The following is a 25,998-nucleotide window of genomic DNA, read 5'->3' as shown; positions in this document are numbered from 1 at the left end:
GACGAGAGCCCCCGTGGCCGGCACAGTCCCGTCCGGGAGCCGCACAGGGCCGTGGGCCGCACTCCTCAGGAGTGCGGCCCACGGTCGTTGCCCGGGGTGACGGGTACGTCAGTCGCGACCGCCGCCGCCGACGTGGTGCACCCGGACCATGTTGGTGGTGCCCGGGATGCCGGGGGGCGAGCCGGCCGTGATGACCATGGTGTCGCCCTCGTTGTAGCGGCCCAGCTTCAGCAGCTCGCCGTCGACCAGGTCGACCATCGCGTCCGTGTTGTCCACGTGCGGCACGACGTGGGCCTCGACGCCCCAGCTCAGGGCGAGCTGGTTGCGGGTGGACTCGTCCGTGGTGAAGGCCAGGATGGGCTGTGCCGCGCGGTAGCGGGAGAGCCTGCGGGCCGTGTCACCGGACTTGGTGAAGGCGACCAGCGCCCTGCCGTTCAGGAAGTCCGCGATCTCGCAGGCCGCACGGGCCACCGAACCACCCTGGGTGCGGGGCTTCTTGCCCGGCACCAGCGGCTGCAGGCCCTTGGAGAGCAGCTCCTCCTCGGCGGCCACGACGATCTTCGACATCGTCTTGACCGTCTCGATCGGGTACGCGCCCACACTGGACTCGGCCGACAGCATGACCGCGTCCGCGCCGTCCAGGATCGCGTTGGCGACGTCGGACGCCTCGGCGCGGGTCGGCCGCGAGTTGGTGATCATCGACTCCATCATCTGAGTCGCGACGATCACCGGCTTGGCGTTCCGGCGGCAGAGCTCCACCAGGCGCTTCTGCACCATCGGGACCTTCTCCAGCGGGTATTCGACGGCCAGGTCACCACGGGCGACCATCACACCGTCGAACGCCATGACGACGCCCTCCATGTGCTCGACGGCCTGCGGCTTCTCGACCTTGGCGATGACGGGGACGCGGCGGCCCTCCTCGTCCATCACCTTGTGGACGTCCTTGACGTCGTCGGCGTCCCGCACGAACGACAGCGCCACGAGGTCGCAGCCCATCCGCAGGGCGAACCGCAGGTCGTCGACGTCCTTCTCGGACAGGGCCGGGACGTTGACCGCCGCGCCGGGCAGGTTGATGCCCTTGTGGTCGGAGATGACGCCGCCCTCGATGACGATGGTCTTCACCCGGGGACCCTCGACCGCGACGACCTTCAGCTCGACGTTGCCGTCGTTGATCAGGATCGGGTCGCCCTTGGCCACGTCGCCGGGCAGACCCTTGTAGGTCGTGCCGCAGATCGACTTGTCACCGGGGACGTCCTCCGCGGTGATGGTGAACTCGTCCCCGCGGACCAGCTCGACGGGGCCCTCGGCGAACTTCGCCAGGCGGATCTTCGGGCCCTGGAGGTCGGCGAGCACACCGATCGCCCGGCCGGTCTCGGCGGCGGCCTTGCGGACCCGGTCGTAACGACCCTGGTGCTCCCCATGGGTGCCGTGACTGAAGTTGAAACGGGCCACGCTCATGCCGGCCTCGATCAGAGCGACGAGCTGCTCGTGCGAGTCGACGGCGGGACCGAGTGTGCAGACGATTTTGGAACGGCGCATGAGGCGGATCCTATCGGTTTGTTTCGCTACGGAATATTCCGTCTGGTGGAAGGTACAAAGGGGCGCGGGGGTGCTCAGTTGTGGGCCTGCCCTACTCGGCCGGGGCCCGCCCGACGAGCGCGAAGGTCTGTACGGCGATCTCCAGTTCCTCGTCCGTCGGCACCACGGCGACCGCGACTCGCGCGTAGTTCGGTGAGATCAGCCGGGGCTCGTCGGACCGTACGGCGTTCAGATCCGCGTCCACCGCCAGACCGAGCTCCTCCAGACCGGCGATGGCAGCCTCCCGCACCGGTGCCGAGTTCTCCCCGACCCCCGCCGTGAACACCACGGCATCCACCCGGCCGAGGACCGCCGAATAGGCGCCGATGTACTTCTTCAGCCGGTGCACGTAGATGTCGAACGCCAGTGCCGCGCGCTCGTCGCCCTCGTCGATCCGGCGCCGGATCTCCCGCATGTCGTTGTCGCCACAGAGGCCGACCAGGCCGCTCTTCTTGTTGAGCAGTGCGTCTACCTCGTCCGCCGACATCCCCGCGACCCGCATCAGATGGAAGGTGACGGCCGGATCGATGTCCCCGGAGCGGGTGCCCATCACCAGCCCCTCCAGCGGGGTCAGGCCCATCGAGGTCTCCACGCACCGGCCCCCGGCCACCGCCGACGCCGAGGCGCCGTTGCCCAGGTGCAGCACGATGACATTGACCTCCTCCGGGGTGCGCCCCAGCAGCTCGGCCGTCCTGCGGGAGACGTACGCGTGCGACGTGCCGTGGAATCCGTAGCGCCGGATGCGGTGCTCGTCGGCGGTCCCGGTGTCGATCGCGTACCGCGCCGCGTACTCCGGCATCGTCGTGTGGAAGGCCGTGTCGAAGACCGCCACCTGCGGCAGATCCGGCCGCAGGGCCCGAGCGGTACGGATGCCGGTGATGTTCGCCGGATTGTGCAGCGGGGCCACCGGGACCAGGCGCTCGACCTCCTGCAGCACCTCGTCGTCGATCACCACCGGCTCGGTGAACCGCAGCCCGCCGTGCACCACCCGGTGACCGATCGCCGCCAGCTGCGGGGAGTCCAGCCCGAGCCCGTCGGCCGCCAGTTCCTCCGCCGCCGCCTTCAGCGCCGCCGCGTGGTCGGCGACCGGGCCGGTGCGCTCACGCCGCTCGGCGCCGCCGCCGGTCAGCGGGGTGTGCACCAGACGGGAGGTCTCCTCGCCGATCCGCTCGACCAGCCCCACCGCGAGCCGGGTGCGGTCGCTCATGTCCAGCAGCTGGTACTTCACCGACGAGGAGCCGGAGTTGAGGACCAGCACGCGGTACGCGCCCGCCGTGGTGGAACCCGCTGTGGTCGGGGTGGTCATCCGTTCACTCCTTGCCCTGCGCCTGGATCGCCGTGATGGCCACGGTATTGACGATGTCCTGGACGAGCGCGCCGCGGGACAGGTCGTTGACGGGCTTCCGCAGTCCCTGGAGCACCGGTCCGACGGCCACCGCGCCCGCCGAGCGCTGCACGGCCTTGTAGGTGTTGTTGCCGGTGTTCAGGTCCGGGAAGATCAGCACCGTCGCCCGGCCCGCCACCTCGGAGCCGGGCAGCTTCGTCGCGGCGACGCTCGGCTCCACCGCGGCGTCGTACTGGATCGGGCCCTCGATCAGCAGATCCGGCCTGCTGGCGCGGACCCGGTCCGTCGCCGCACGCACCTTGTCGACATCGGCGCCCGATCCCGAGGTCCCCGTCGAGTACGACAGCATCGCGATCCGCGGGTCCACGCCGAACCGGGCGGCGGTGGCCGCCGACTGCACCGCGATGTCGGCGAGCTGTTCCGCGTCCGGGTCCGGATTGACCGCGCAGTCGCCGTACACCAGCACCTTGTCGGCGAGGCACATGAAGAAGACGGAGGAGACGATCGAGGCGTCCGGCTTCGCCCTCCCGTCGCCCGCCACCGCCCTGCCTGACGAGCTTTGCTCGGCTGCCTTCGTCTTGATGATCTCGAAGGCGGGACGGATGGTCGCCGCGGTGGAGTGCACGGCCCCGGAGACCATGCCGTCCGCGAGCCCCTCCTGGACCATCAGGGTGCCGAAGTAGTTGACGTCCGCGACGACGTCGTACGCCAGCTCCACCGTGACCCCGCGGTGGGCCCGCAGCTGGGCGTACCGCTCGGCGAAGCTCTGGCGCAGCTCGGAGGTCTGCGGGTCGATGAGCTGCGTACCGGCGAGGTCGATGCCGAGGTCGGCGGCCTTCTTGCGGATGATGTCGGGGTCGCCGAGCAGGGTGAGCTCGCAGACGTCGCGGCGCATCAGTACATCGGCGGCGCGCAGCACCCGCTCCTCGGTGCCCTCCGGCAGCACGACCCGGCGCCGGTCGGCGCGGGCCTGCTCCAGCAGTTCGTGCTCGAACATCATCGGGGTGACGCGGCCGCTGCGGGCCACCGAGATCCGCTCCAGCAGGGCGCCGGTGTCCACATGACGCTCGAAGAGGCCCAGCGCGGTCTCCGCCTTGCGGGGCGTCGCGGCGTTCAGCTTGCCTTCCAGGGCGAAGAGCCGGGCCGCGGTGGGGAAGGATCCGCCGGCCACCGACACGACCGGGGTGCCCGGTGCGAGTCGCGCGGCCAGCCTGAGTATCTCCTCGCCGGGACGCTCGTCCAGGGTCAGCAGCACCCCCGCGATGGGCGGTGTCCCGGCGCTGTGCGCGGCCAGCGAGCCGACCACCAGGTCCGCCCGGTCCCCGGGCGTGACCACCAGGCAGCCCGGCGTCAGCGCGTTCAGCATGTTCGGCAGCATCGCGCCGCCGAAGACGAAGTCCAGCGCGTCCCTCGCCAGCCCGGAGTCGTCGCCGAGCAGCACCGTGCCGCCGAGCGCCGCGGTGATCTGGGCGACGGTCGGCGCGGAGAGCGCCGCGTCGTCGGGCAGGACCGAACAGGGGACGGGCAGCGTGGCCGCCAGCCGCTCCGCGATGGCGTCGCGGTCCTCGGCCGCCACCCGGTTCACGATCACCGCGACCACGTCGCAGCCCAGTCCGGCGTACGCGCGGTAGGCATTGCGGGTCTCGGCCCGCACCGACTCCGCGGTCTGCCCCTTCCCGCCGACCACCGCGATCACCGAGGCGCCGAACTCATTGGCCAGCCGGGCGTTGAGGGCCAGCTCGTCGGGGAGCTGGGTGGCGGCGAAGTCGGTGCCGAGCACCAGCACCACCTCGTACTTCTGCGCCACCTGGTGAAACCGGTCGACCAGCCGGGAGACCAGCTCGTCCGTGCCCTGTTCCGCCTGGAGCGCGGACGCCTCGTGGTAGTCCAGCCCGTAGGCCGAATCGGGGTCCTGGGGGAGCCGGTAGCGGGCCCGCAGCAGCTCGAAGAGCCGATCGGGTCCGTCGTGGACGAGCGGCCGGAACACCCCGACCCGGTCCACCTGACGCGTCAGGAGCTCCATGACTCCCAGATCGACGACCTGTCGGCCGTCTCCCCGGTCGATCCCGGTCACGTACACGCTGCGCGTCACGCGTGTTCTCCCGTCCAATTGCGGTTTGGGATGGTATTGCCATGTTGACGATACCTGCGGGGACCGAGGCGTCGCCCGCCGGGCGAAGCGCCCCGCGCGGCGGCCGCGGAGACGTCCCGGAGGACGGCGAATACGAGGTCCAGACCAGACGTGGGACAATCGTCGTGGCTCACGGTACGGGGGATTCAGTGGACGGCCCCCGAAACGCACGGCACTAGCGAGCAGGAGACAAGGCACGATGCGCATCGGAATTCTCACCGCAGGCGGCGACTGCCCAGGTCTGAACGCAGTGATCCGGTCGGTCGTGCACCGCGCCGTGGTGGGCCACGGCGATGAAGTCATCGGCTTCGAGGACGGATTCAAGGGGCTCCTCGACGGCCACTTCCGCCCCCTCGACCTCAACGCGGTCAGCGGCATCCTCGCCCGCGGCGGCACCATTCTCGGCTCGGCCCGGCTGGAGCGCGACCGGCTGCGCGAGGCCGCCGAGAACTGCGCCGAGCTGAGCCGCCGTTACGGCATGGACGCCCTCATCCCGATCGGCGGCGAGGGCACCCTCACCGCCGCCCGGATGCTGTCGGACGCCGGAATGCCCGTCGTCGGCGTCCCCAAGACCATCGACAACGACATCTCCGCCACCGACCGGACCTTCGGCTTCGACACGGCGGTGGGCGTCGCCACCGATGCCATAGACCGCCTCAAGACCACCGCCGAGTCGCACCAGCGGGTCATGGTCGTCGAGGTGATGGGCAGGCACGCGGGCTGGATCGCGCTGGAGTCCGGAATGGCGGGCGGCGCGCACGGCATCTGTCTCCCCGAGCGCCGCTTCCAGGTCGAGGACCTGGTGAAGATGGTCGAGGAACGCTTCGCGCGCGGTAAGAAGTTCGCGGTCATCTGCGTGGCCGAGGGCGCGCACCCGGCGGAGGGCTCCATGCCGTACGCCAAGGGCGAGATCGACCAGTTCGGCCACGAGCGCTTCCAGGGCATCGGCAACCGGTTGGCCATCGAGCTGGAGACCCGGCTCGGCAAGGAGGCCAGGCCGGTCATTCTCGGCCATGTGCAGCGGGGCGGCACGCCGACCGCGTACGACCGGGTGCTCGCCACCCGCTTCGGCTGGCACGCGGTGGAGGCGGCGCACCGGGGCGACTTCGGCAGGATGACGGCACTGCGCGGCACCGACATCGAGATGGTTCCGCTTGCCGACGCGATCACACAGCTCAAGACGGTGCCCAAGGACCGGATGGATGAGGCCGAGTCGGTCTTCTGACCCCGGCTGACCCCGGCCGCGCGGCAGCGGCCCGGCTCGAACGGCCCGGCGGCCCTGACTGTCCCCCCGTGGACGGTCAGGGCCGCTTGCCGTTCCCCCGGCGTCCGGGGCCGTTCCGGATGGTCGGATCCGGACGGGCCGCGGTGCCGGAAACAACTCTTGAGCCCGTGGACCGGATCAACAAGGCTTGTCCCTGTCCGGGACATGTCCCAACTTTGTCCGGGCGTGGAATCCAGGGGAGAGGCACAGCAGATGGTCATCGAGGGCAGAGCTCCGGATCCTCGTGGGGCGCGCAACGCGCCCGAGTTCATAGCCCTGTTGGGGGTGCTCAAGGAGGCGTCGGGTCTGACGTACCGCGAGCTGGCCCAGCGGGCCGACGCGGTCGGGGATGTGCTGCCGCGTTCCACGATCGCCAACATGCTGGGGCGTACGTCGGTCCCGCGCGAGGAACTCCTCGCCGCCTTCGTACGGGCCTGCGGCTGCGGTCCCGCGGAGGCGGCGGAGTGGCTCGCCGTACGCAAGGAACTCGCCGTGCACGGGGAGCGGGCCGGGGCAGGGAGCGCGGGGGAGGCCGGGCCCGGCGCGGAGGAGCCCGGGGCGACACGGGACGCGACGGCCGGGCAGCCCTCCCAACAGTCCTCCCGGCAGTCCTCCGGGCATTCCGAGGAGCCGCCCACCGTCCCGTTCCCTGAACCGGCCCCGGCCCGGCGGCCCCGGTCCAGGAGCGTTCTGGCGGCCGCCGTCGCGCTCGTCGTGCTCGCCGCTGCCGCGGTGACCGTCACCCTCCTCGTACGCGACGAGGGGAAGGAATCCGCCCCCGTGAGCGGGCCCGTGGCCGGGCGTACGGTGCAGATCCGCTCCGTCCACTCCGGGTTCTGCCTCTCCGAGAAGCGCAAGAGCGACAGCGGGCGGCTGTACCAGATGCCGTGCGACGGGGAGACGATCCTGGAGTTCTCCCTCAGGCCGCTCGGCGACGACGTCTGGCGGCTGGTGACCGACCACCCGGACTACGGCCCCGGCTGCACCGGCATCTGGAACGGGACACGCGAGGCGGGCGCCTCGTTGCAGGACCAGACCTGCGGCAGCCGTGGCGACGCGGAGGCGTTCTGGATCGAGCCCGTGGGCCGTCCCGTCGAGGGCTACCGGCTCCGCCCCGCCCACACCCATCTGTGCGTCGGGCCCGAGGGCGGCAGCGGCAGGCGTGACGCCGAGCTGGTGCAGCTGGGCTGCGACGGCGTGGACCGGGGGAGCCTGTTCTCGTTCGACCCGGTGGTAGCGGAGACGGCCGGCGGCTGAACGTGTACGAGGCGGGCCGGGCGGTTCAGCGGCTGTCCGGCCCCGGCACCCCCGCCGCCCGCCAGAACCGTTCCAGGATCTCCGCGAGGAACACCCGCCCCGAGTCGCCCGTCGCCCCGGCCCGCTCGGTGCCCGTGCTGCTCCAGCTCAGCGTCGACACCATCAACGCCTGGTAGTCGGTGTGCAGTTGTTCCAGCACGTCCTGGAGGAACCCGCGCTCCAGCGGCACCAGCTTCGCCACCGGCCGCAGCTGGGCCTGCCAGCGTGTGGTCACCGCGCCGCGCAGCAGCTTCGTCAGCTCCTCGTCCCGCCCGGACACCGTCACGAACCCGGCGGGCGTCAGCCCCAGCACCTCGGCGAGCACCGCTGACTGGCGTTCGTTGCCGCGCCAGCGCCCCGACTCCTCCATCCGCAGATACGCGGAGGTGGTCAGCCCCAGCAGCCGCGCCAGCTCCTCCACGGCCAGCTCCCTGGCCACCCGGTGCTCCCGCAGGGTGCGTGCGGCGGTGATCAGTTCGCCCGGCGAGCACCACAACACTCCGGCCAGCGCCGTGAGTTCGTACTCGGTCGGCGAGGCGAGCCCGCGCTCCCAGGCGACCACCGTCTCGGTGCTGACCCGGAGCCCGTACTGGGCCCCGAGACCGTAGGCGACATGGCCGGGAAGCATCCCCAGGGCCTCGCGCAGTCGGCGCGCGGCGGGGGCGTTGAACGGCGGGGACTCGTGCACGGCCCCACCGTAGGAGTCAAGGCGTGCAATGACTACGGTGTGTTCCACCGATATCCACGGATCGTAGGAACGTCCTAGACGTACGCCCGGCTTCCCGTCCCGCCCCGCGTCAGGGCAGGCGGGACCATCCCGTGGGCCCGGCAGTGGAGCGGTCCGCGGGATGGTGGTCGAGGCGGGGTCAGAGCGGTCGGGCCGTGGCGACCAGGCGTCCCTCGTGGTCCATCACGGAGATGGACCGGATGTCGGGAAGGCGCACTGCGCTCGCTCCCGTCACGGCGGCGCTGCCGTTGGGAGTGATCGCCCAGGTGGCCGCCTGCTCCTTGCGGCCGTCCACCGAGGAGACCTGGAGGATGAAGGGGCCTGGTGCTCCTGCGGGCAGGTCGGCCAGGGTGACGCTCACCGCGGTGCCCCAGGGCTTGTCCGTGAGCGTGGCACGGCCGGACACGGAGTACCCGGCGGCCGAGGTGAAGGCGGTGGCCGGGCCGGTCGAGTGCCGGAACTGCAGCATCGACCCCAGTCCGAGCCCGGCAACCACGATCAGGGCCGCGGCCAGTGCCAGCCACTGCCGACGAGCCCGGCGCCTGCGTACGGCATCGGCGGCGCGGGCCTGCTCCAGCAGGCGGCCGAGCCCGGCCGGCGGAGCCGGCGGCGCCGCATCGGTGCCGGCCTCGCGCGCGGCCGGGGGACGGGGCGCGGACATGCCCGGGACACGGCGGAGCAGTCCGGCCAGCGGGGCCGAGCGCGCGAGCTCGTCACGGCATTCCTGGCACGTGGGCAGGTGGGACTCCAGGGCGCGGCGGTCGGTCTCGCTGAGACCGCCCAGCACATATGCGCCGATCAGCATGCGCACGTCATCGTGGTCGGTGCTCACCGCAGAACTCCCATTTCTTCAAAGGCTGCGCGCAGGTTGCGTACGGCGTAGTAGGCGCGGGACTTGACCGTTCCCTCCGGGATCGTGAGTCGTGACGCGGACTCGGCAACGGTCAGCCCCTCGAAGTACAGCGCCTGGATCACATCACGATGCTCGCCGGACAAGCGTTCCAGGGCCGCGGTGATCACGTGCCCCTCCAGCGCCGCCTCCACGTCATCGGCAGAAGGTACGGCCGCGAGCGCCTCGTCGTCGTAGAGCGGTTCCGGACGCCGCTGCTCGGCGCGCCAGCTGTCGGTGAGCACATTGCGGGCGATCGTGAAGAGATAGGAGCGGATGGTGACGTGGCTCGGCTCGATCTTGTCGATGCTGCGCCATGCCCGCAGCAGCGTCTCCTGCACCATGTCCTCCGCCTGCTCAGGGCTGCGCACGTACCTGCGCACGAAGGAGAGCAGCACATCGTGGTGCTCGGTGTACAACGCAGTCATCAACTGCTCGTCCGGCGTCACGCTCGATGTCCTCGTCTCGCGGGCTGGGGTCGCTCGGAGCATCGCCGGGCCCGAACCGCGGGCGGCGGACAGTCCGCGCCCCGGGGAGGCGCGGAACCAGATCCGATCCATCCGACTCACTTCCATACCTGACCGCATCGGCTGCGCTGTCTTCGAGGACGGCTGCGACCTGCGGCTTCCTGTGTCCTGAGGCACTGATCGTGTGCCTTGCAGCTATGTGTACGACGAGCGGGGGGTCCAAGTTCACCCGCGGATTGAACCGGGTGCCGCAGGCGGTCGTACACATGGCCGCAAGCCTTCCGACACTCAGGAGAACAAGTCATGAGGAAGAACAAGCTCGGCTGGACCCTCGGCGCGAGTGCGGCCGTCATCCTCGGCCTCGGCGCCACGGCCTTCGGGTTGTCCAGCGCGAACGCGTCGAGCCCGGACGAGTCCGCCGCCACCGCGAAGCACCCGGTCAAGGTGAAGGTCGTCGCGCCCCGGCGCGGGGACAATGCGGGCGTGGAGGGCAAGGGCTGGATCGTGGACCTGAAGCTCTCCTTCCGGGGCAAGACCCTGGCCCAGACCGGCTACAACGGGCTCCAGCTCACCGGCCCGGCCGCGCACAACGGCACCGCCCCCTTCCCCGGCACGTTCTCCACCGGCCGGGACGAAAAGGTACCTGGACTGGTCGTGCTGGACTCCACCACCAACGGCACCCTCCCCGGCTTCTCCGGGCCCGGCACCAACCTGGCCAATCTGTTCAACCTCTCCGGCGTCACCGACCGCACCCCGCACACGACCGAACTGTGGGACACCTGGATCGTCGGTGCCCCCATCGCGGGGCAGAACGTCGACACCACCCTGACCGTGGCCGTCGTCGACGACCTCGACCACGACGGCATCTACAACGACGCACCCGCCGTCGTGAAGGACCTCGACGGGGACGGGAAGATCGGCGCCAAGGACCTGGACCGGATGGGCGTCGCCTCCAACATCGTCACCGTCCCCTTCCACATCGACGCCGACCCCGCCTGAACACCACCAGGTCAGGAGGAACACCGCTGCCGGCATCCGGCCCCACCCCATCAACAGGAGCTACTCCCGTGAAACTTCCGAAGACCCGTGCGGCCCTGGCGGCCGCCACGGCACTGCTGGTCGCCTCCGGCGCAGCGCCGAGTGTTGCAGCCCCCGCGCCTGGGCACGGCCGCACCTCCGTGGCGCTCGCCTGGTACGACACCACGGCCGACACGATCGCGACGGCCGGCTCAGCACTGCCTCCGGTGGCCAACAGCCGTACCTGGGCGATCAGTTGGATCGCGGCGGCGCGGGCCCTGCAACATGTGCCGTCCGGGGTCGACCGCGGGGACTACCAGGACGCGGCGCTGGCCACCGCGGTGCACCGCGCACTGGTCGAGCTGGTGCCCACCCGTGCCCCGGAGCTGGATGCCGCCCTGCGGCAGACCCTGGACCGGACTCCCGACGGCCCGGCCGAGACCCTGGGCGCCGCGGCCGGCGAACGCCAGGCGCTGGAGGTCCTGCACGACCGCGAGGGCGACGGCCTCGACGCGGCCTCCGTGAACGCCCCCTTCACCGTGCCGCCGGCCGCGCCGGGCGTCTGGCAGCCCACCCCGCCCGCGTTCGCCCCCGCCATCCAGAACGGCAGCCGGTTCGCCCGGCCCTTCCTGCTGAAAAGCGCCGACCAGTTCCGGCTGCCCGCGCCGCCCGCTCCGACGTCCGAGCGGTACCGGACCGACCTGAAGGAGGTCCGGGACCTCGGCGAGCTGAACAGCACCGCGCGCACCGCACGGCAGACCGACACGGCCAACTTCTGGTTCGACTCGTCGCTCGCCCTGTGGACCAAGCCGATTCGCGTCGCGCTCGCCGCCACGTCCCACCAGCCGCTGGCCAAGCAGGCCGAACTCGTCGCCCTGACCCACGCCACACTGGTGGACACCCAGATCGCCACCTCCGACAGCAAGTACACCTACCCGCTGTGGCGCCCTGTTACCGCGATCCGAACCGGCATCGGCGAGATCGCTGCCGACCCGTCATGGACCCCGCTGCACACCACCCCGGCGCACCCGGACTACCCCAGCGGCCACAACACCTACGCGGGCGCGACGGAAACCGTTCTCACCGCCCTCGCGGGACCGCGCACGGCCCCGTTCACCCTGACCAGCGGCACAGCACCGGGCGTCGTCCGTACCTACACCGCATGGCACCAGCTCACGCTGGAGAACATGGACGCGCGGGTCTGGCTGGGCATCCACACCCGACTCGCGGACGAGGCCGGGGTCGAGCTGGGAACCGATGTCGCCAGGTACGGCCTGAACCACGCCCGGTCGCTGTTCCAGGAGCGCTGAATCACCCGGGCGAACACCGCCGCCCGCGCCCGCGCCCGCGCCCGCGTCCACGTCGAGTCGGCGAGGACGCGGGCCCAGGTGCCGTCGCTCCGTCAGCCGTTGCGGGTCACCCACCGGTAGTGCAGCTCCGGGCGCCCGATCTGGCCGTACTGCGGACTGCGCACCGCGCGTCCCACCGTCACCAGATGCTCCAGATAACGGCGCGCGGTGATCCGCGAGATGCCCAGCTCCTCCCCGGCCGCCGACGCCGTCACCCCGTCCGGGGCGGCCCGCAGGGCGCGGGTGACGGCCTCCAGCGTCGGGCTGCTGAGCCCCTTCGGCAGCTGGGCCGGCTCCGGGGCGCGCAGCACACCGATCGCCCGGTCCACCTCGTCCTGGCCGCTCGCTTCACCGGCCGTCGCGCGGAACTCCGCGTAGCGCACCAGCCGGTCGCGCAGGGTGGCGAAGGTGAACGGCTTCAGCACGTACTGGACGACCCCGAGCGACACCCCCTCCCGGACCACCGCCAGATCGCGCGCCGAGGTCACCGCGATGACATCCGCCGAGTGCCCGGCCGCGCGCAGCGAGCGCAGCAGTTGCAGACCGTGCCCGTCGGGCAGGTACAGATCCAGCAGCAGCAGATCGACCGGGGTGCGGTCCAGCGCCCGCACCGCCTCCGCCCGTGAATTCGCGACGGCCGCCACCGTGAACCCGGGGACACGGCCCACATACAGCCGATGGGCGTCCGCGGCGACGGGATCGTCCTCGACGACCAGTACCTGGATCACGCCGTGGCCTCCTTCGTGGTGTGCGCCGTGCGCCCGGCGAAGGTCAGCGGCAGCCGCACCGTGAACCGGGCGCCGCTGCCCGTACCGCCGTCGGTGCCGCTGTCCGGGCCGGCCTCCGTGCCGTCGTCCGGGCCGTCGTCCGGGCCGTCGTCCGGGCCGTCGTCCAGGGCGACCGTGCCGCCGTTGCGGTGCACCGCCTGCTTGACGAGGGCCAGGCCGATCCCCCGGCCGGTGCCGTGCGTGGACCAGCCGCGGTCGAAGACCAGGGCGGCCTCCTCCGGGCCGATCCCGGCACCGGTGTCGGCGACCCGCAGCAGCAGTTCGCCCTCCCCGGCCAGCGCGGTGACGGTGACCCGGGCGCGGGCGGCCCGCCCGCCCCCCGGTCCCCGCTGCCCGGGCATGGACCCGGGGCCCGGTGCACCGGTCACCGCCTCCGACGCCGCGTCCACCGCGTTGTCGATCAGATTGCCGAGGATCGTCACCAGATCCCGGTGCGGCAGCGTCGCGGGCAGGTCGCCGTCGTCGATCAGGCTGTCCTCCGCGAGCACCAGCTCCACCCCCCGTTCGTTCGCCTGTGCCGCCTTGCCGAGCAGCAGCGCGGCCAGCACCGGTTCGGCGACCGCCCCCACCACCCGGTCGGTGAGGGCCTGGGCCAGTTCCAGCTCGGCGGTGGCGAAGCCCACCGCCTCCTCGGCCCGGCCCAGTTCGATCAGCGAGACGACGGTGTGCAGCCGGTTCGCCGCCTCGTGGGCCTGCGAGCGCAACGCCTGGGTGAACCCCCGCTCGGAGTCCAACTCGCCGGACAGCGCCTGGAGTTCGGTGTGATCGCGCAGCGTCACGACGGTGCCGCGCTGCTCCCCGCCCACCACCGGACGGGTGTTGACCACGATCACCCGGTCCGCCGTCAGATGCAGTTCGTCGACCCGCTCCTCGGAGGCGAGCAGCGCACCGGTCAGCGGCGCCGGCAGATCCAGCTCGGCGACCCTGCGCCCGACCGCACCGGGCCCAAGACCGAGCAGCTCTCGGCCCGCGTCGTTGATCAGCGCGATCCGGCGTCGTCCGTCGAGCATCAGCAGCCCCTCGCGCACCGCGTGCAGCGTGGCCTGGTGGTAGTCGTGCATCCGGCTCAGCTCGGCGGCGTTCATTCCGTGCGTGTGCCGCCGCAGCCGGGCGTTGATCACGTACGTGCCGATGCCGCCGAGCGCGAGCGCCCCGCCCGCCGCCAGCCCCAGCGCCCCGAGCTGCGCCCGCACCTGCGAGGAGACCCGCTCGACCGTGATGCCCGCGCTGACCAGCCCGGTGATCCGGGAGCCGTCCCGGATCGGGGTGACGACCCGGATCGAGGGGCCGAGCGTGCCGGTGTACGTCTCCGTGAACGTCTCGCCGCGCAGCGCCTGAGCCGTGTGCCCGAGGAACGTCTCACCGATCCGGTCGGCGTCCGGGTGCGTCCAGCGGACCCGCTGCGGGGACATGATCGTGACGAAGGCGATCCCGGTGTCCCTGCGGACCTTCTCCGCGTACGGCTGGAGCACCGCGGACGGGTCCGGGGTGCGGATCGCCTCCCGTACCGACGGCGAGTCCGCGATCGCCAGCGCGGCCGCCGTGACCTGCCGGGTCGCGGTCTCCTTCGCCTGCGCGCTGCCGGAGGCGTAGGCGAAGAACGCGCACCCCGCCACCACGGCCGCCACCAGCACCACCTGCATGGCGAAGAGCTGACCGGCCAGGCTGCGCGGGCGGGTACGGGGGCGGGGGAGACGCATGGCCCCAGTCTGCCTGGCCGAAAACACATGAACGAAATGCACGCAACGGTGACCGGTGTCACAGAGAGCGAGATATTCGCCAAGGGTTTTTTCCGGTCGATCCGCCGGACAGCCCTTGCGCCCCCAGGGACGGGGGAGCGACCGGACGAGTCGAGGAGAACCCCCGTGGGAGTGGCAGCCGCCAAGCGGGACCGCACGCACTATCTGTATCTGGCCGTGATCGCGGCCGTGGGGCTCGGCATCCTGGTGGGCTTCGCGGCCCCGGGCGTCGCCGTCGAGCTCAAGCCGATCGGCACCGGCTTCGTGAACCTGATCAAGATGATGATCTCGCCCATCATCTTCTGCACGATCGTGCTGGGCGTCGGCTCGGTGCGCAAGGCCGCCAAGGTCGGCGCGGTCGGCGGCCTCGCCCTCGGCTACTTCCTGGTGATGTCGACCGTCGCGCTCGGCATCGGCCTGCTCGTCGGCAACCTCCTGGAGCCCGGCCAGGGCCTCCATATCACCGAGGCCGTGCGCGCCGCCGGTGAGAAGCAGGCGGCCGGGGCCGGCGAGTCCACCACCGACTTCCTGCTCGGCATCATCCCGACCACGATCGTCTCCGCCTTCACCGAGGGCGAGGTGCTCCAGACCCTGCTCGTCGCCCTCCTCGCGGGCTTCGCGCTCCAGGCCATGGGCTCGGCCGGCGAGCCGGTGCTGCGCGGCATCGGCCACATCCAGCGCCTCGTCTTCCGCATCCTCGCCATGATCATGTGGGCGGCCCCGGTGGGCGCGTTCGGTGCGATGGCGGCGGTGGTCGGCGAGACCGGTGTGGACGCGCTGAAGTCCCTCGCGATCATCATGATCGGCTTCTACCTCACCTGCGCGATCTTCGTCTTCGTGGTGCTCGGCGCCATCCTGCGGCTGGTCGCCGGGGTCAACCTGATCGCCCTGCTGAAGTACCTGGGCCGCGAGTTCCTGCTGATCCTCTCCACCTCCTCCTCCGAGTCCGCCCTGCCGCGGCTCATCGCGAAGATGGAGCACCTCGGGGTCAGCCGCCCGGTCGTCGGCATCACCGTGCCGACCGGCTACTCCTTCAACCTCGACGGCACCGCGATCTACCTCACGATGTCCTCGCTCTTCATCGCCAACGCGATGGGCGACCCGCTGAGCGCCGGTGAGCAGATCTCGCTGCTGCTCTTCATGATCGTCGCCTCGAAGGGCGCGGCCGGGGTCACCGGCGCGGGCCTGGCCACCCTCGCGGGCGGCCTTCAGTCGCACCGCCCCGGCCTGGTCGACGGCGTCGGCCTGATCGTCGGCATCGACCGCTTCATGAGCGAGGCCCGCGCCATGACGAACTTCGCGGGCAACGCGGTGGCCACCGTCCTGGTCGGCACCTGGACCAAGGAGATCGACAAGGAGCGGGTGGACAAGGTCCTGAGCGGCGCGCTCCCGTGGAACGAGCAGATGCTCAACCAGGACGCCGACGCGCACGGCGTCCCGGAGCAGCGCGACGGCGACGAGCAGCACGCGGTGGCGAAGGCGTAGCCACCACGGAGCACCATCGGCAGGGGCCGTCGCGGGAAATCCCGCGGCGGCCCTTCGCGCTTGCCTTGACGTCCGCGTCAAGGTCTACCGTCGAGGACATGCGAATCGGGGAGCTGGCCGAACGGGCCGGGACGACCACGCGGACTCTGCGCTACTACGAGTCCCGCGGACTGCTGGCCGCGCGGCGGGCCGACAACGGCTACCGCGCGTACGACGAGGACGATCTGCGGATGGTCCAGCAGATCCGGACCCTGCAGGACTTCGGGTTCGAGCTGGAGGAGACCCGGCCGTTCGTGGAGTGCCTGCGCGCCGGCCATCCTGCCGGTGACGCCTGCCCCGCCTCGCTCGCCGTCTACCGGCGCAAGCTCGGCGAGCTCGACTCGCTCATCGCACAGCTCCGGACGGTCCGCGACGAGGTGGGCGCCCAGCTCGCCAGGGCCGAGCTGGAGGCCGGGGCGGCGCTCCCCGGCGGTCCGGAACCACGTTGTGAACTGGGAGGATGACAGATGATTCATGCAGAGGGCGTGGCCGAGGTCACCGATGCCACCTTCGACACCGCGGTGCTCGCGGCGGACGGACCGGTGCTGGTCGAGTTCACCGCCGACTGGTGCGGCCCCTGCCGCCAACTCGCCCCCGTGCTCAGCGCCGTCGCCACCGAGCTGGCCGGGCGCATGGAGGTCGTCCAGCTGGACATCGACACCAGCCCCGGCGTCGCGAGCAGGTACGCGGTGCTCGCGGCGCCGACCCTGATGGTGTTCCGGGGCGGCGAACCCGTGAAGTCGATGGTGGGCGCCCGCCCCAGGCGCAAGCTGCTCCAGGAACTGGAGGACGTCTTCGAGACGGCGTGAGGCGGGCTCACCGGGACTGCGGAACGTCCCAGGAAGAAATCCCTACAGGATTTCGATGGCATCGACCTTCGGCACGTTCGAATATTTAATATTCGACCACCGGGGGATTTTCACCACGTCGCCATTGGCGTCGTAGTACTTCACGTCGTTGTTCCCCGTGGAGATCTGGTCGACCCACCACCCGCCGAAGTTGATTTTCCCGCGATTCGCATAGCAGTCCACGCTGTCGCGCCCGCTGCCGTTGTGCGACCAGATCTTCAGGAAGCCCGCGTCCGGGTCGCAGGTCACGTGGTCGATGGCGGAAGCGGTTCCAACCGGTCCGACCAGGGTGAACGCGGCGGCTGCGGCAAGCGCCGCAGCCGTCGTGCGCACAACGGTCCTCGTTCTAGAGATCATAGTTTCCCCTTGAATTGAATACGGAACCAAGAGCCCACTCCGACGACGTGGACATCGGCGCTGAACAAGCATCGTACGAAGTGGGCCATCCATTCAGGGGGGACCTGAAGAGAAATCACCTGAACGTGAATCCCTGACCGCATGCGCCGGGGTCGGAGCGATTTCGAAGTCTCGTGATCCCGGATCGGCCCGGGCCTGGCGGCCGGGCCCGGCTCGGGCTCGCGGCAGGCGCGGCAGAGGCCGTCGGGGAGCGCTTCGGACGGGCACGGGGCGGGGCCCGCAACCACGTGGTCGCGGGCCACGCGCCCGCGCCTCAGACCGGCCGGAACCAGACCGTCGCCAGCGGCGGCAGCGTCAGCAGGATGCTGCCGGGCCGCCCGTGCGCGGCCACCGGCTCGGGCTTCAGCGGTTCGCGGTGGAGTACGTCGCTGCCGCCGTACCGCGCGGCGTCGGTGTTGAGGACCTCCGCCCACGCGACCCGGTCCCCGGGCACTTCCGGGACGCCCACGCGGTAGTCGTGCCGCACCACCGGGGAGAAGTTGCTGACCGCGAGGAGCGGCGAGCCGTGCGCGTCGTAGCGCAGGAAGGCGAAGACGTTGTCCTCGGCGGCACCCCCGTCCACCCAGTCGAAGCCCTCCGGCACGGTGTCGCGCTGCCAGAGCGCCGGGGTCTCGGCGTACACCGCGTTCAGCTCGCCGACCAGGGTCCGTACGCCCCGGTGGTCGCTCTCCGCCGCGTACGAGGGGTCGAGCAGCCACCAGTCCGGGCCGTGCCCCTCCGACCACTCCGCCCCCTGGGCGAACTCCTGGCCCATGAACAGGAGGTGCTTGCCCGGATGGGCCCACATGAAGCCGAGGTAGGCCCGGTGGTTGGCGCGCTGCTGCCACCAGTCGCCGGGCATCTTGCTGACCAGCGAACGCTTGCCGTGCACCACCTCGTCGTGCGAGATCGGCAGTACGTAGTTCTCGCTGTACGCGTACACCATCGAGAACGTCATCTCGTTGTGGTGGTACTTGCGGTGCACCGGCTCCTTCGACACGTACTCCAGCGAGTCGTGCATCCAGCCCATGTTCCACTTCAGCCCGAAGCCGAGCCCCCCGAAGCCGCCGTGTCCGACATGGTGGGTGGCGCGGGTGACGCCGTCCCAGGCGGTGGACTCCTCGGCGATGGTCACCACACCCGGATTGCGGCGGTAGACGGTGGCGTTCATCTCCTGGAGGAAGGCGACGGCGTCCAGGTTCTCCCGGCCGCCGTGCTCGTTCGGGGACCACTCGCCCTCGTCGCGCGAGTAGTCGAGATAGAGCATCGAGGCGACGGCGTCCACCCGCAGCCCGTCGATGTGGAACTCCTCGCACCAGTAAGTGGCGTTGGCCACCAGGAAGTTGCGCACCTCGGTGCGCCCGAAGTCGAATTCCAGCGTGCCCCAGTCGGGATGCGCGGCCCGCGACGGGTCCGAGTGCTCGTACAGCGGACGGCCGTCGAACTCCGCCAGCGCCCAGTCGTCGCGCGGGAAGTGCGCGGGCACCCAGTCGACGATCACCCCGATCCCGGCCCGGTGCAGGGAGTCGACGAGGAACCGGAAGTCGTCGGGTGTGCCCATGCGTGACGTCGGGGCGTAGAACCCGGTGACCTGATACCCCCAGGAACCGCCGAAGGGATGCTCGGAGACCGGCATCAGCTCGACGTGGGTGAACCCGAGATCCCTTACGTACGCCGGGAGCTGGGCCGCCAGCTGACGATAGGTCAGCCCCGGTCGCCAGGACGGCAGATGCACCTCGTACACCGAGACCGGCGCCTCGTGCACCGGGACGTCCCCGCGGTGCGCCATCCACTCCTGGTCCCGCCACCGGTGGTGCGAGGCCGTCACGATGGAGGCGTTGGCGGGCGGGACCTCGGCGTACCGGGCCATCGGGTCGGCGCGCAGTGTGTGCGAGCCGTCCGGGCGGCAGACGTCGAACTTGTAGAGTGCGCCCTCCCCGATGCCGGGCAGGAACAGCTCCCACACCCCGGTGGAGCCCAGTGAGCGCATCGGGAAGCCGGTGCCGTCCCAGTAGTTGAAGTCCCCGACGACCCGCACACCGCGGGCGTTGGGTGCCCACACGGTGAACCGGGTGCCCGCCACCCCCTGGTGCTCCATGGGCCGCGCGCCGAGGGCGGTCCACAGCTCCTCGTGCCGCCCCTCGCCGATCAGATGCAGATCGAGATCGCCGAGCGCGGGCAGGAAGCGGTACGGATCCTGCACCTCGATCTCGTTGTCGTCGTAGGCGACCAGGAGCCGGTACTCGGGCAGCGTGGGCATCGGCAGCAGCCCGGAGAAGAACCCGTCGCCGTCGTCGTGCAGCTGCGCCCGCAGCCCCTTGGCGAGCACGGTCACCGACCGGGCGTGCGGGCGCAGCACCCGGAAGGTCACCCCGCCGCGGACCGGGTGGGCACCGAGCAGGTCGTGCGGGGCATGGTGCTCACCGGCGAGCAGCCGGCCCCGGTCGCCGTCGTCGAGGGGGAGCGCCTGCCGTACGCCGCGGGCGGCGGTGTTACGGCGGGGGCGCGGCGGCGCGGCGCCGGACCGCTCGGTCGCCGGCTTCTTCCGTCCGGCCGGGGCGGCCGGTTCCGGCGACGGCGGCGCCGCCACCGCCACCGCCTCGGCCGGTTCTGCCGGTTCTGCCGGGGACGCCGGTCCGGCCGGGGGAGCCGGAGGCGCCGGGGAAGCCGTCGCTCCGGGTGCCGGTGGCAGGATCCGGGGGGCCTCGGTGGGTGCGGGCGTTTCGCGGGACGGCTTGCGGGCGGTCACGGGGACAGCCTCCTCGGAGGGGGTCGGCGGAGCGGGGCGGGGCCGGGCGGTGGGGCGGGTACGGCGGTCGCCGGGCCGCGGACGCGCGGCGGCGTCCGGGCCGTCAGTCGTCGGCGGCGGCCAGGCGGTGGATCGCGGCCATCGGGACCGGCAGCCAGTCGGGCCGGTGCCGTGCCTCGTACAGCACCTCGTACACCGCCTTGTCGGTCTCGTGGGCGCGCAGCAACTCCGGTTCGCCGCGCGGGTCGGCGCCCGAGGCGCGGGCGTACCCCTCGCAGTAGGCGGTCCGGCAGCGGGACGCCCAGTCGGCGTTCCACGGGCGGTGCGAGCGGGCCGCGTAGTCGAAGGAGCGGAGCATCCCGGCGATGTCCCGCACCGGGAGCTGCGGCCGGCGGCGCTCGGGCAGCGGCTTGGCCGGTTCGCCCTCGAAGTCGATCAGTGACCAGAAACCGTCGGCCCCGCGGAGCGTCTGGCCGAGATGGAGATCGCCGTGCACCCGCTGGGCCGCCCAGTCGCGCCCCCGGTGCCCGAGCGCGGCCACCGCGTCGAAGGCGGTACGCAGCCCGGGGACGTACGGCACGAGATCCGGTACCGCCTGGGCGGCGGCCTCCAGCCGGCGCACCATCGCGGCGGCCAGGTGCTCCGTCTGGGCGCGGTGCAGGGCGGGCGTCGGCAGGGCGGCGGCCAGCGCGGTGTGCACCTCGGCGGTGGCCCGGCCCAGCGCGTGGGCCTCGACGGTGAAGTCCCGGCCCGCCGCCAGGGCGCGCAGCGAGAGCTGCCAGCCGTCCTGCGCACCGCTCAGGAACGGCTGGAGGACCCCGAGGGTGAGCGGCTCCGCGGCGGTGGCGGCCTCGAACCAGGCGACGGGGGCGGGCACCCGTCCGCAACCCTCCCGCGCCAGCGCGAGCGGCAGCTCCAGATCGGGGTTGGTGCCCGGGAAGATCCGGCGGAAGATCTTGAGGATGTAGGCGTCGCCGTAGACCAGCGAGGTGTTGGACTGCTCGGTCTCCAGCAGCCGCGGTGCGAGCCCCGCCGCGATGGCCGGGCCGTTCCGGTCGAAGCGCAGCGAGCCCAGGGTGCCGGGGGTACGGAATCGTTCCAGCAGGAGTTCGGCCAGGCGCGGATCGTGCAGCGCCTCGTAGACGGTGCGGCCGGTCAACGGCCCCTCGGTCACCCGGCCGATGAGCGCGGGCGCCAGCCGGGGCGGCAGCACCGCCCGTACGCCGAGCAGCAGTTGGTAGCAGTCGTCCGGCGACTGCGCGGGTGTGGCCGGCTGATGGACCCGGACCAGCAGATGGAGCAGTCCGGTTCCGGTTCCGGCGGCGACGGAACCGGTGCTCACCGGCAGTATCTCGGTTGCCGACACCAGCGAGAACGCGGTGACCGGCCGTCCCTTGCCCGCGAACCACCGCTGCCGGGGCAGCCAGTCGTGCAGCAGGGGGGCGAGAGACGGGAGCAGGGCTGGGCTGTCGGCCAGGGCGATCCGAAGGGATGCAGCCTCCGACATGACATCGCGTCCTTTCCCCGGGCACACCACAGGATGCGAAGAGTGTCCCGGATTGCGGCAATAGCTGTCCGGCTGTGCGGGACGTGTCGGGTCAGGATGGTCCGTACGGACTCGACCCGGTGGGATCGAAAAGCCGAATGGGGCCCGGAAGGGGCTGTAAGTGTGCGATGCGGGGGAGGGTGCCCCGTGCGGGGCGGCGGAAACCGCCCCGCGATCTGGTGGTACGACGTGCTGTCCGGTCAGCTCGGCGGCGCGTCCTTGCGCAGCCGGAACCAGTAGAAACCGTGTCCCGCGAGAGTCAGCAGGTAGGGCCACTTGCCGATGGCGGGGAAGCGCACCCCGCCGATCAGCTCCACCGGATGACGCCCCTCGAACGACCGCAGATCGAGCTCGGTCGGCTGCGCGAACCGCGAGAAGTTGTGCACGCACAGCACGAGATCGTCCCCGTGCTCACGGGTGAAGGCGAGCACGGCCGGGTTCGACGACGGCAGTTCGTTGTACGAGCCGAGACCGAAGGCGGGATTCTGCTTGCGGATCTCGATCATCCGCCGCGTCCAGTGCAGCAGCGACGAGGGGGACGCCATCGCCGCCTCGACGTTGGTGACCTGGTAGCCGTAGACCGGATCCATGATCGTGGGGAGGTAGAGCCGCCCCGGGTCGCTGGAGGAGAACCCGGCGTTGCGGTCGGGCGTCCACTGCATCGGGGTGCGTACGGCGTCCCGGTCGCCGAGCCAGATGTTGTCGCCCATCCCGATCTCGTCCCCGTAGTAGAGGATCGGGGAGCCGGGCAGTGACAGCAGCAGCGCGGTGAACAGCTCGATCTGGTTGCGGTCGTTGTCCAGCAGCGGTGCGAGCCGCCGCCGGATGCCGATGTTGGCCCGCATCCGCGGATCCTTGGCGTACTCCGCGTACATGTAGTCGCGTTCTTCGTCCGTGACCATTTCGAGGGTGAGTTCGTCGTGGTTGCGCAGGAAGATGCCCCACTGGCAGTTCTTCGGGATCGCCGGTGTCTTCGCCAGGATCTCGGAGACCGGGTAGCGGCTCTCGCGCCGCACCGCCATGAAGATCCGGGGCATCACGGGGAAGTGGAACGCCATGTGGCACTCGTCTCCGCCGGCCTCGTACGCGCCGAAGTAGTCGACGACGTCCTCCGGCCACTGGTTGGCCTCGGCGAGCAGCACGGTGTCCGGGTAGTGCGCGTCGATCTCCTTGCGGACCCGCTTGAGGAAGCCGTGGGTCTCGGGGAGGTTCTCGCAGTTGGTGCCCTCCCGCTGGTAGAGGTACGGCACGGCGTCGACCCGGAAGCCGTCGATGCCGAGGTCCAGCCAGAAGCGGAGCGCGGAGATGATCTCCTCCTGCACCGCCGGGTTCTCGTAGTTGAGATCCGGCTGGTGGGAGAAGAACCGGTGCCAGTAGTACTGCTTGCGCACCGGGTCGAAGGTCCAGTTGGACGTCTCGGTGTCGACGAAGATGATCCGGGCGTCCGGGAACTGCTTGTCGTCGTCGGCCCAGACGTAGTAGTCGCCGTACGGTCCCTCGGGGTCGGTGCGGGACTGCTGGAACCAGTCGTGCTGATCGCTCGTGTGGTTCATGACGAAGTCGATGATCACGCGCATGCCGCGCTGGTGCGCGGCGTCGACGAACTCCACGAAGTCGGCCAGATCGCCGAACTCCGGCAGCACGGCGGTGTAGTCGGAGACGTCGTAACCGCCGTCGCGCAGCGGCGACTTGAAGAACGGCGGCAGCCAGAGGCAGTCGACGCCCAGCCACTGGAGATAGTCCAGTTTGGCGGTGATGCCCTTGAGGTCGCCGATGCCGTCGCCGTTGGAGTCCTGGAAGGACCTGACGAGGACCTCGTAGAAGACGGCACGCTTGAACCAGTCGGGATCGCGGTCCTTGGCCGGGGTGTCCTCGAACGTGTCGTGGACAGGCTCATTGACGATCATGGTGTGGGTGACCCTCCGGTCGGCGGGGACGGTCGCAGGACGGCGATGTGCGCGGGCGTGACGCCCGGCTCCAGACGCACATAGAAGGTCCTGCCCCAGTGATAGGTATCGCCGGTGAGCTCGTCGCGCACCGGCACGCGCTCGTGCCGGTCGAGGCCGAGTCGCGGCATGTCCAACGAGACCGTGGCCTCGTGGGTGTGGTGCGGGTCGAGGTTGACGACCACCAGAACGATGTTCGAACCCGAACGCTTGCTGTACGCGATCAGCGCGTCGTTGTCGGTGGAGTGGAAGTGCACGTCGCGCAGCTGCTGCAGAGCCGGGTTGCGGCGTCTGACGCGGTTGAGCGTGGTGATGAGCGGGGCCAGTGAACGGCCCTCGCGCTCGGCGGACTCCCAGTCCCTGAGCCGGATCTGGTACTTCTCCGAGTCGCGGTACTCCTCACTGCCGGGCCCGGCCGGGGTGTTCTCGCACAGCTCGTAGCCCGCGTACACACCCCAGGAGGGGGAGAGGGTCGCGGCGAGGACGGCCCGCGCCTCGAAGGCCGGGCGGCCTCCGTCCTGGAGATAGCCGGACAGGATGTCCGGGGTGTTCACGAAGAAGTTGGGCCGCATGTAGGAAGCGGTCTCGCCCGACAACTCCGTGACGTATTCGGTGATTTCCTGCCGGGTATTGCGCCAGGTGAAATATGTGTAGGACTGCTGGAAGCCGATGGCCGCGAGGGTCTTCATCATCGCGGGCCGGGTGAATGCCTCGGCCAGGAAGATCACATCGGGATCGGTCTTGTTGACGTCCGCGATCACCTTCTCCCAGAAGATCACCGGCTTGGTGTGCGGATTGTCGACGCGGAAGATCCGTACGCCGTGATCCATCCAGAACCGCAGAATGCGTACCGTCTCGGCGACCAGTCCGCGCAGATCCCTGTCGAAGGCGATCGGGTAGATGTCCTGGTATTTCTTCGGCGGATTCTCGGCATGGGCGATCGTGCCGTCCACGCGGTGGTGGAACCACTCCGGGTGTTTCTCCACCCAGGGGTGGTCGGGAGAACACTGGAGCGCGAAATCCAGGGCGATCTCCATGCGCAGGTCGCGGGCGGTCCGGACGAAATGATCGAAGTCGTCGAGGGTGCCGAGTTCGGGATGGACGGCGTCGTGGCCGCCCTCGGCCGAGCCGATCGCCCACGGCACGCCCACGTCGTGCGGGGCGGCGGAGAGCGCGTTGTTGGGGCCCTTGCGGTGGGTGGTCCCGATCGGGTGGACGGGTGGCAGGTAGACCACGTCGAATCCCATCGCGGCGACCGCGGGCAGCCGTTCGGCGGCCGTGCGGAAGGTGCCGCCGACGATCCTTGTCGGGACCTTCGCCGCCCGCCCCGTCCCGCCCTTCCGCCTCGCGGGCGGACCGGCCCGCTCGACCCTGGCGCCCTCCGAGCGGGGGAACAGCTCGTACCAGGAGCCGAACAGGGCCCGCCGGCGCTCCACCGCCAGCGGCAACGGCCCGGACGCGCTGACCAGTTCGCGCAGCGGATGACGGGCGAGCGCGGCCAGCGCCTTCGGGGCGAGCGCCGCGGCCAGCCGGGCGGCGGCCGGACGGGACCTGTCGCGCAGCGCGTCCACGGCGGCCAGCACCGCCTCGCGCCCGTCCCGCTTCGGCACGCCCCCGGCGGCCCGCTCGTACAGCTCGGCACCCTCCGCCAGGACGAGCGCGGTGTCGGTCCCGGCCGGAATCTTGATCCCGGCGTGCTGCCGCCAGGTGGCGACCGGATCGCTCCAGGCCTCGACCGTATACGTCCAGCGGCCCTCCGAATCCGGGGTGACGTCGGCCCCCCAGCGGTCGGTGCCGGGGGCCAGCTCGCGCATCGGGGTCCAGGGACCGGGGCGCCCGCCGGGGTCCACCAGGACCACGTTGGCGGCGACGGCTTCATGGCCCTCGCGGAAGACGGTCGCGGTGACCTGGAAGGTCTCACCGGCAACGGCCTTGGCGGGCCTTCTGCCGCAGTCGACGAGGGGACGGACGTCGAGGACGGGAATGCGACCGATCATGGAATCACCTGGGGACGGGGACGGGGGCCGGGGCTGTGACTGGGGCGGGGACTCGGGCTCGGGCTGAACGGGGCGCGGCACAGCGGCGGTGCGCGAAATGCGCGCACCGCGACCGATGGGGTCCGTCCTTTCTAGCTGCTCCATTGACGACTGACGGTGTGTGGGCATGGCCGCTCCTGTCCGCATTCACTCGAATGGCAGTCGAATGGCTGGGGCACGGGTATGTTTCGCGGATGTGAACCGGATGAAAACCGGCTCGTGGATGCCTCGCATTCGTGCTGCGTCCGGGAATCGTTCACATGGCACCCGGTGCGCACTCGGGCTGTGTACCGGAGAGGCCTTTCCGTGATTCCCGGTGGGCCGATCCGGTGATTTGTCAATTGCTCGGGCGTATCTCCGACG

20 protein-coding genes are annotated in these 25,998 nt (G+C 71.0%); 7 read left to right on the top strand and 13 right to left on the bottom strand.

Annotated features, from left to right (window positions below; all coding sequences use genetic code 11):
• Positions 1-108: 108 nt before the first annotated feature.
• From pyk to pta, 3 genes are all read right to left on the bottom strand, one after another.
• Positions 109-1,539 carry a pyruvate kinase gene (pyk, locus tag OHA19_RS12905; protein WP_405716653.1) on the bottom strand — a complete coding sequence of 477 codons (1,431 nt, stop codon included), beginning with the start codon at positions 1,537-1,539 and terminating at the stop codon, positions 109-111.
• A 91-nt stretch (positions 1,540-1,630) separates the two neighbouring features.
• Positions 1,631-2,884: an acetate kinase gene (locus tag OHA19_RS12900; RefSeq protein WP_405716654.1), complete on the bottom strand. Its 1,254-nt coding sequence runs from the start codon at positions 2,882-2,884 to the stop codon at positions 1,631-1,633.
• A gap of 4 nt (positions 2,885-2,888) precedes the next feature.
• Positions 2,889-5,015, bottom strand: coding sequence for a phosphate acetyltransferase (gene pta, locus OHA19_RS12895; protein WP_405716655.1), 2,127 nt, complete (start codon positions 5,013-5,015; stop codon positions 2,889-2,891).
• Positions 5,016-5,253: 238 nt separating this feature from the next.
• Here pta and OHA19_RS12890 point away from each other — a divergent pair, with 238 nt between their 5' ends.
• Both OHA19_RS12890 and OHA19_RS12885 read left to right on the top strand, forming a co-directional pair.
• The gene (locus tag OHA19_RS12890) at positions 5,254-6,279 is read left to right on the top strand and encodes an ATP-dependent 6-phosphofructokinase (protein WP_351260071.1); all 1,026 of its coding nucleotides are present in this window, start codon (positions 5,254-5,256) and stop codon (positions 6,277-6,279) included.
• A gap of 225 nt (positions 6,280-6,504) precedes the next feature.
• On the top strand, positions 6,505-7,575 hold the full coding sequence (locus tag OHA19_RS12885) for a helix-turn-helix domain-containing protein (RefSeq protein ID WP_405750306.1): 1,071 nt from the start codon (positions 6,505-6,507) through the stop codon (positions 7,573-7,575).
• 25 nt (positions 7,576-7,600) lie between these two features.
• Here the strand turns inward: OHA19_RS12885 and OHA19_RS12880 are convergent, their stop codons facing one another.
• The 3 genes from OHA19_RS12880 to OHA19_RS12870 form a co-directional block, all read right to left on the bottom strand.
• Positions 7,601-8,242, bottom strand: a complete 642-nt coding sequence (locus OHA19_RS12880; protein ID WP_405753251.1) for an XRE family transcriptional regulator — start codon at positions 8,240-8,242, stop codon at positions 7,601-7,603.
• A 238-nt stretch (positions 8,243-8,480) separates the two neighbouring features.
• Entirely contained in the window at positions 8,481-9,173 is a 693-nt protein-coding gene (locus tag OHA19_RS12875; RefSeq protein WP_405716657.1) for an anti-sigma factor family protein, read from the bottom strand.
• Positions 9,170-9,658 carry a sigma-70 family RNA polymerase sigma factor gene (locus OHA19_RS12870; protein WP_405750304.1) on the bottom strand — a complete coding sequence of 163 codons (489 nt, stop codon included), beginning with the start codon at positions 9,656-9,658 and terminating at the stop codon, positions 9,170-9,172. The genes OHA19_RS12875 and OHA19_RS12870 overlap by 4 nt, the downstream gene beginning before the upstream one ends.
• 342 nt (positions 9,659-10,000) lie before the next feature.
• Here OHA19_RS12870 and OHA19_RS12865 point away from each other — a divergent pair, with 342 nt between their 5' ends.
• Both OHA19_RS12865 and OHA19_RS12860 read left to right on the top strand, forming a co-directional pair.
• Positions 10,001-10,696 (top strand): hypothetical protein, encoded by a 696-nt coding sequence (locus OHA19_RS12865; protein ID WP_405716659.1) that lies wholly within the window; start codon positions 10,001-10,003, stop codon positions 10,694-10,696.
• Positions 10,697-10,764: 68 nt separating this feature from the next.
• A complete protein-coding gene (locus tag OHA19_RS12860; protein WP_405750301.1) occupies positions 10,765-12,024 on the top strand; it encodes a vanadium-dependent haloperoxidase in 1,260 nt (419 codons plus the stop codon).
• A 92-nt stretch (positions 12,025-12,116) separates the two neighbouring features.
• Here the strand turns inward: OHA19_RS12860 and OHA19_RS12855 are convergent, their stop codons facing one another.
• Together OHA19_RS12855 and OHA19_RS12850 are read right to left on the bottom strand one after the other, a co-directional pair.
• A complete protein-coding gene (locus OHA19_RS12855; protein ID WP_405750298.1) occupies positions 12,117-12,791 on the bottom strand; it encodes a response regulator in 675 nt (224 codons plus the stop codon).
• Positions 12,788-14,551, bottom strand: coding sequence for an ATP-binding protein (locus tag OHA19_RS12850; protein ID WP_405750295.1), 1,764 nt, complete (start codon positions 14,549-14,551; stop codon positions 12,788-12,790). The genes OHA19_RS12855 and OHA19_RS12850 overlap by 4 nt, the downstream gene beginning before the upstream one ends.
• Positions 14,552-14,716: 165 nt before the next feature.
• On the opposite strand from OHA19_RS12850, the gene OHA19_RS12845 reads away from it, so the two are divergent.
• The 3 genes from OHA19_RS12845 (at position 14,717) to trxA (ending at position 16,923) form a co-directional block, all read left to right on the top strand.
• Entirely contained in the window at positions 14,717-16,075 is a 1,359-nt protein-coding gene (locus tag OHA19_RS12845) for a cation:dicarboxylate symporter family transporter (RefSeq protein WP_405716663.1), read from the top strand.
• Positions 16,076-16,173: 98 nt separating this feature from the next.
• Positions 16,174-16,578 (top strand): MerR family transcriptional regulator, encoded by a 405-nt coding sequence (locus OHA19_RS12840; RefSeq protein ID WP_405716664.1) that lies wholly within the window; start codon positions 16,174-16,176, stop codon positions 16,576-16,578.
• Positions 16,579-16,581: 3 nt separating this feature from the next.
• The gene (trxA, locus tag OHA19_RS12835) at positions 16,582-16,923 is read left to right on the top strand and encodes a thioredoxin (RefSeq protein WP_405716665.1); all 342 of its coding nucleotides are present in this window, start codon (positions 16,582-16,584) and stop codon (positions 16,921-16,923) included.
• A gap of 42 nt (positions 16,924-16,965) precedes the next feature.
• Here the strand turns inward: trxA and OHA19_RS12830 are convergent, their stop codons facing one another.
• The 5 genes from OHA19_RS12830 to OHA19_RS12810 form a co-directional block, all read right to left on the bottom strand.
• Entirely contained in the window at positions 16,966-17,319 is a 354-nt protein-coding gene (locus tag OHA19_RS12830; RefSeq protein ID WP_405716666.1) for a beta/gamma crystallin domain-containing protein, read from the bottom strand.
• 313 nt (positions 17,320-17,632) lie between these two features.
• Complete coding sequence (glgB, locus tag OHA19_RS12825) at positions 17,633-20,107, bottom strand: 1,4-alpha-glucan branching enzyme (RefSeq protein ID WP_405750292.1); 2,475 nt, start codon at positions 20,105-20,107, stop codon at positions 17,633-17,635.
• A 103-nt stretch (positions 20,108-20,210) separates the two neighbouring features.
• Positions 20,211-21,614, bottom strand: coding sequence for a maltokinase N-terminal cap-like domain-containing protein (locus tag OHA19_RS12820; protein ID WP_405716668.1), 1,404 nt, complete (start codon positions 21,612-21,614; stop codon positions 20,211-20,213).
• A 239-nt stretch (positions 21,615-21,853) separates the two neighbouring features.
• Positions 21,854-23,560 (bottom strand): maltose alpha-D-glucosyltransferase, encoded by a 1,707-nt coding sequence (gene treS / locus OHA19_RS12815; protein WP_405716669.1) that lies wholly within the window; start codon positions 23,558-23,560, stop codon positions 21,854-21,856.
• Positions 23,557-25,596: an alpha-1,4-glucan--maltose-1-phosphate maltosyltransferase gene (locus OHA19_RS12810; RefSeq protein WP_405750289.1), complete on the bottom strand. Its 2,040-nt coding sequence runs from the start codon at positions 25,594-25,596 to the stop codon at positions 23,557-23,559. The genes treS and OHA19_RS12810 overlap by 4 nt, the downstream gene beginning before the upstream one ends.
• Positions 25,597-25,998 lie beyond the last annotated feature (402 nt).

The organism is Streptomyces sp. NBC_00012 (genome assembly GCF_045040875.1).
Taxonomy (GTDB): Bacteria; Actinomycetota; Actinomycetes; order Streptomycetales; family Streptomycetaceae; genus Streptomyces.
This window is presented reverse-complemented; position numbering and strand designations above follow the sequence as displayed.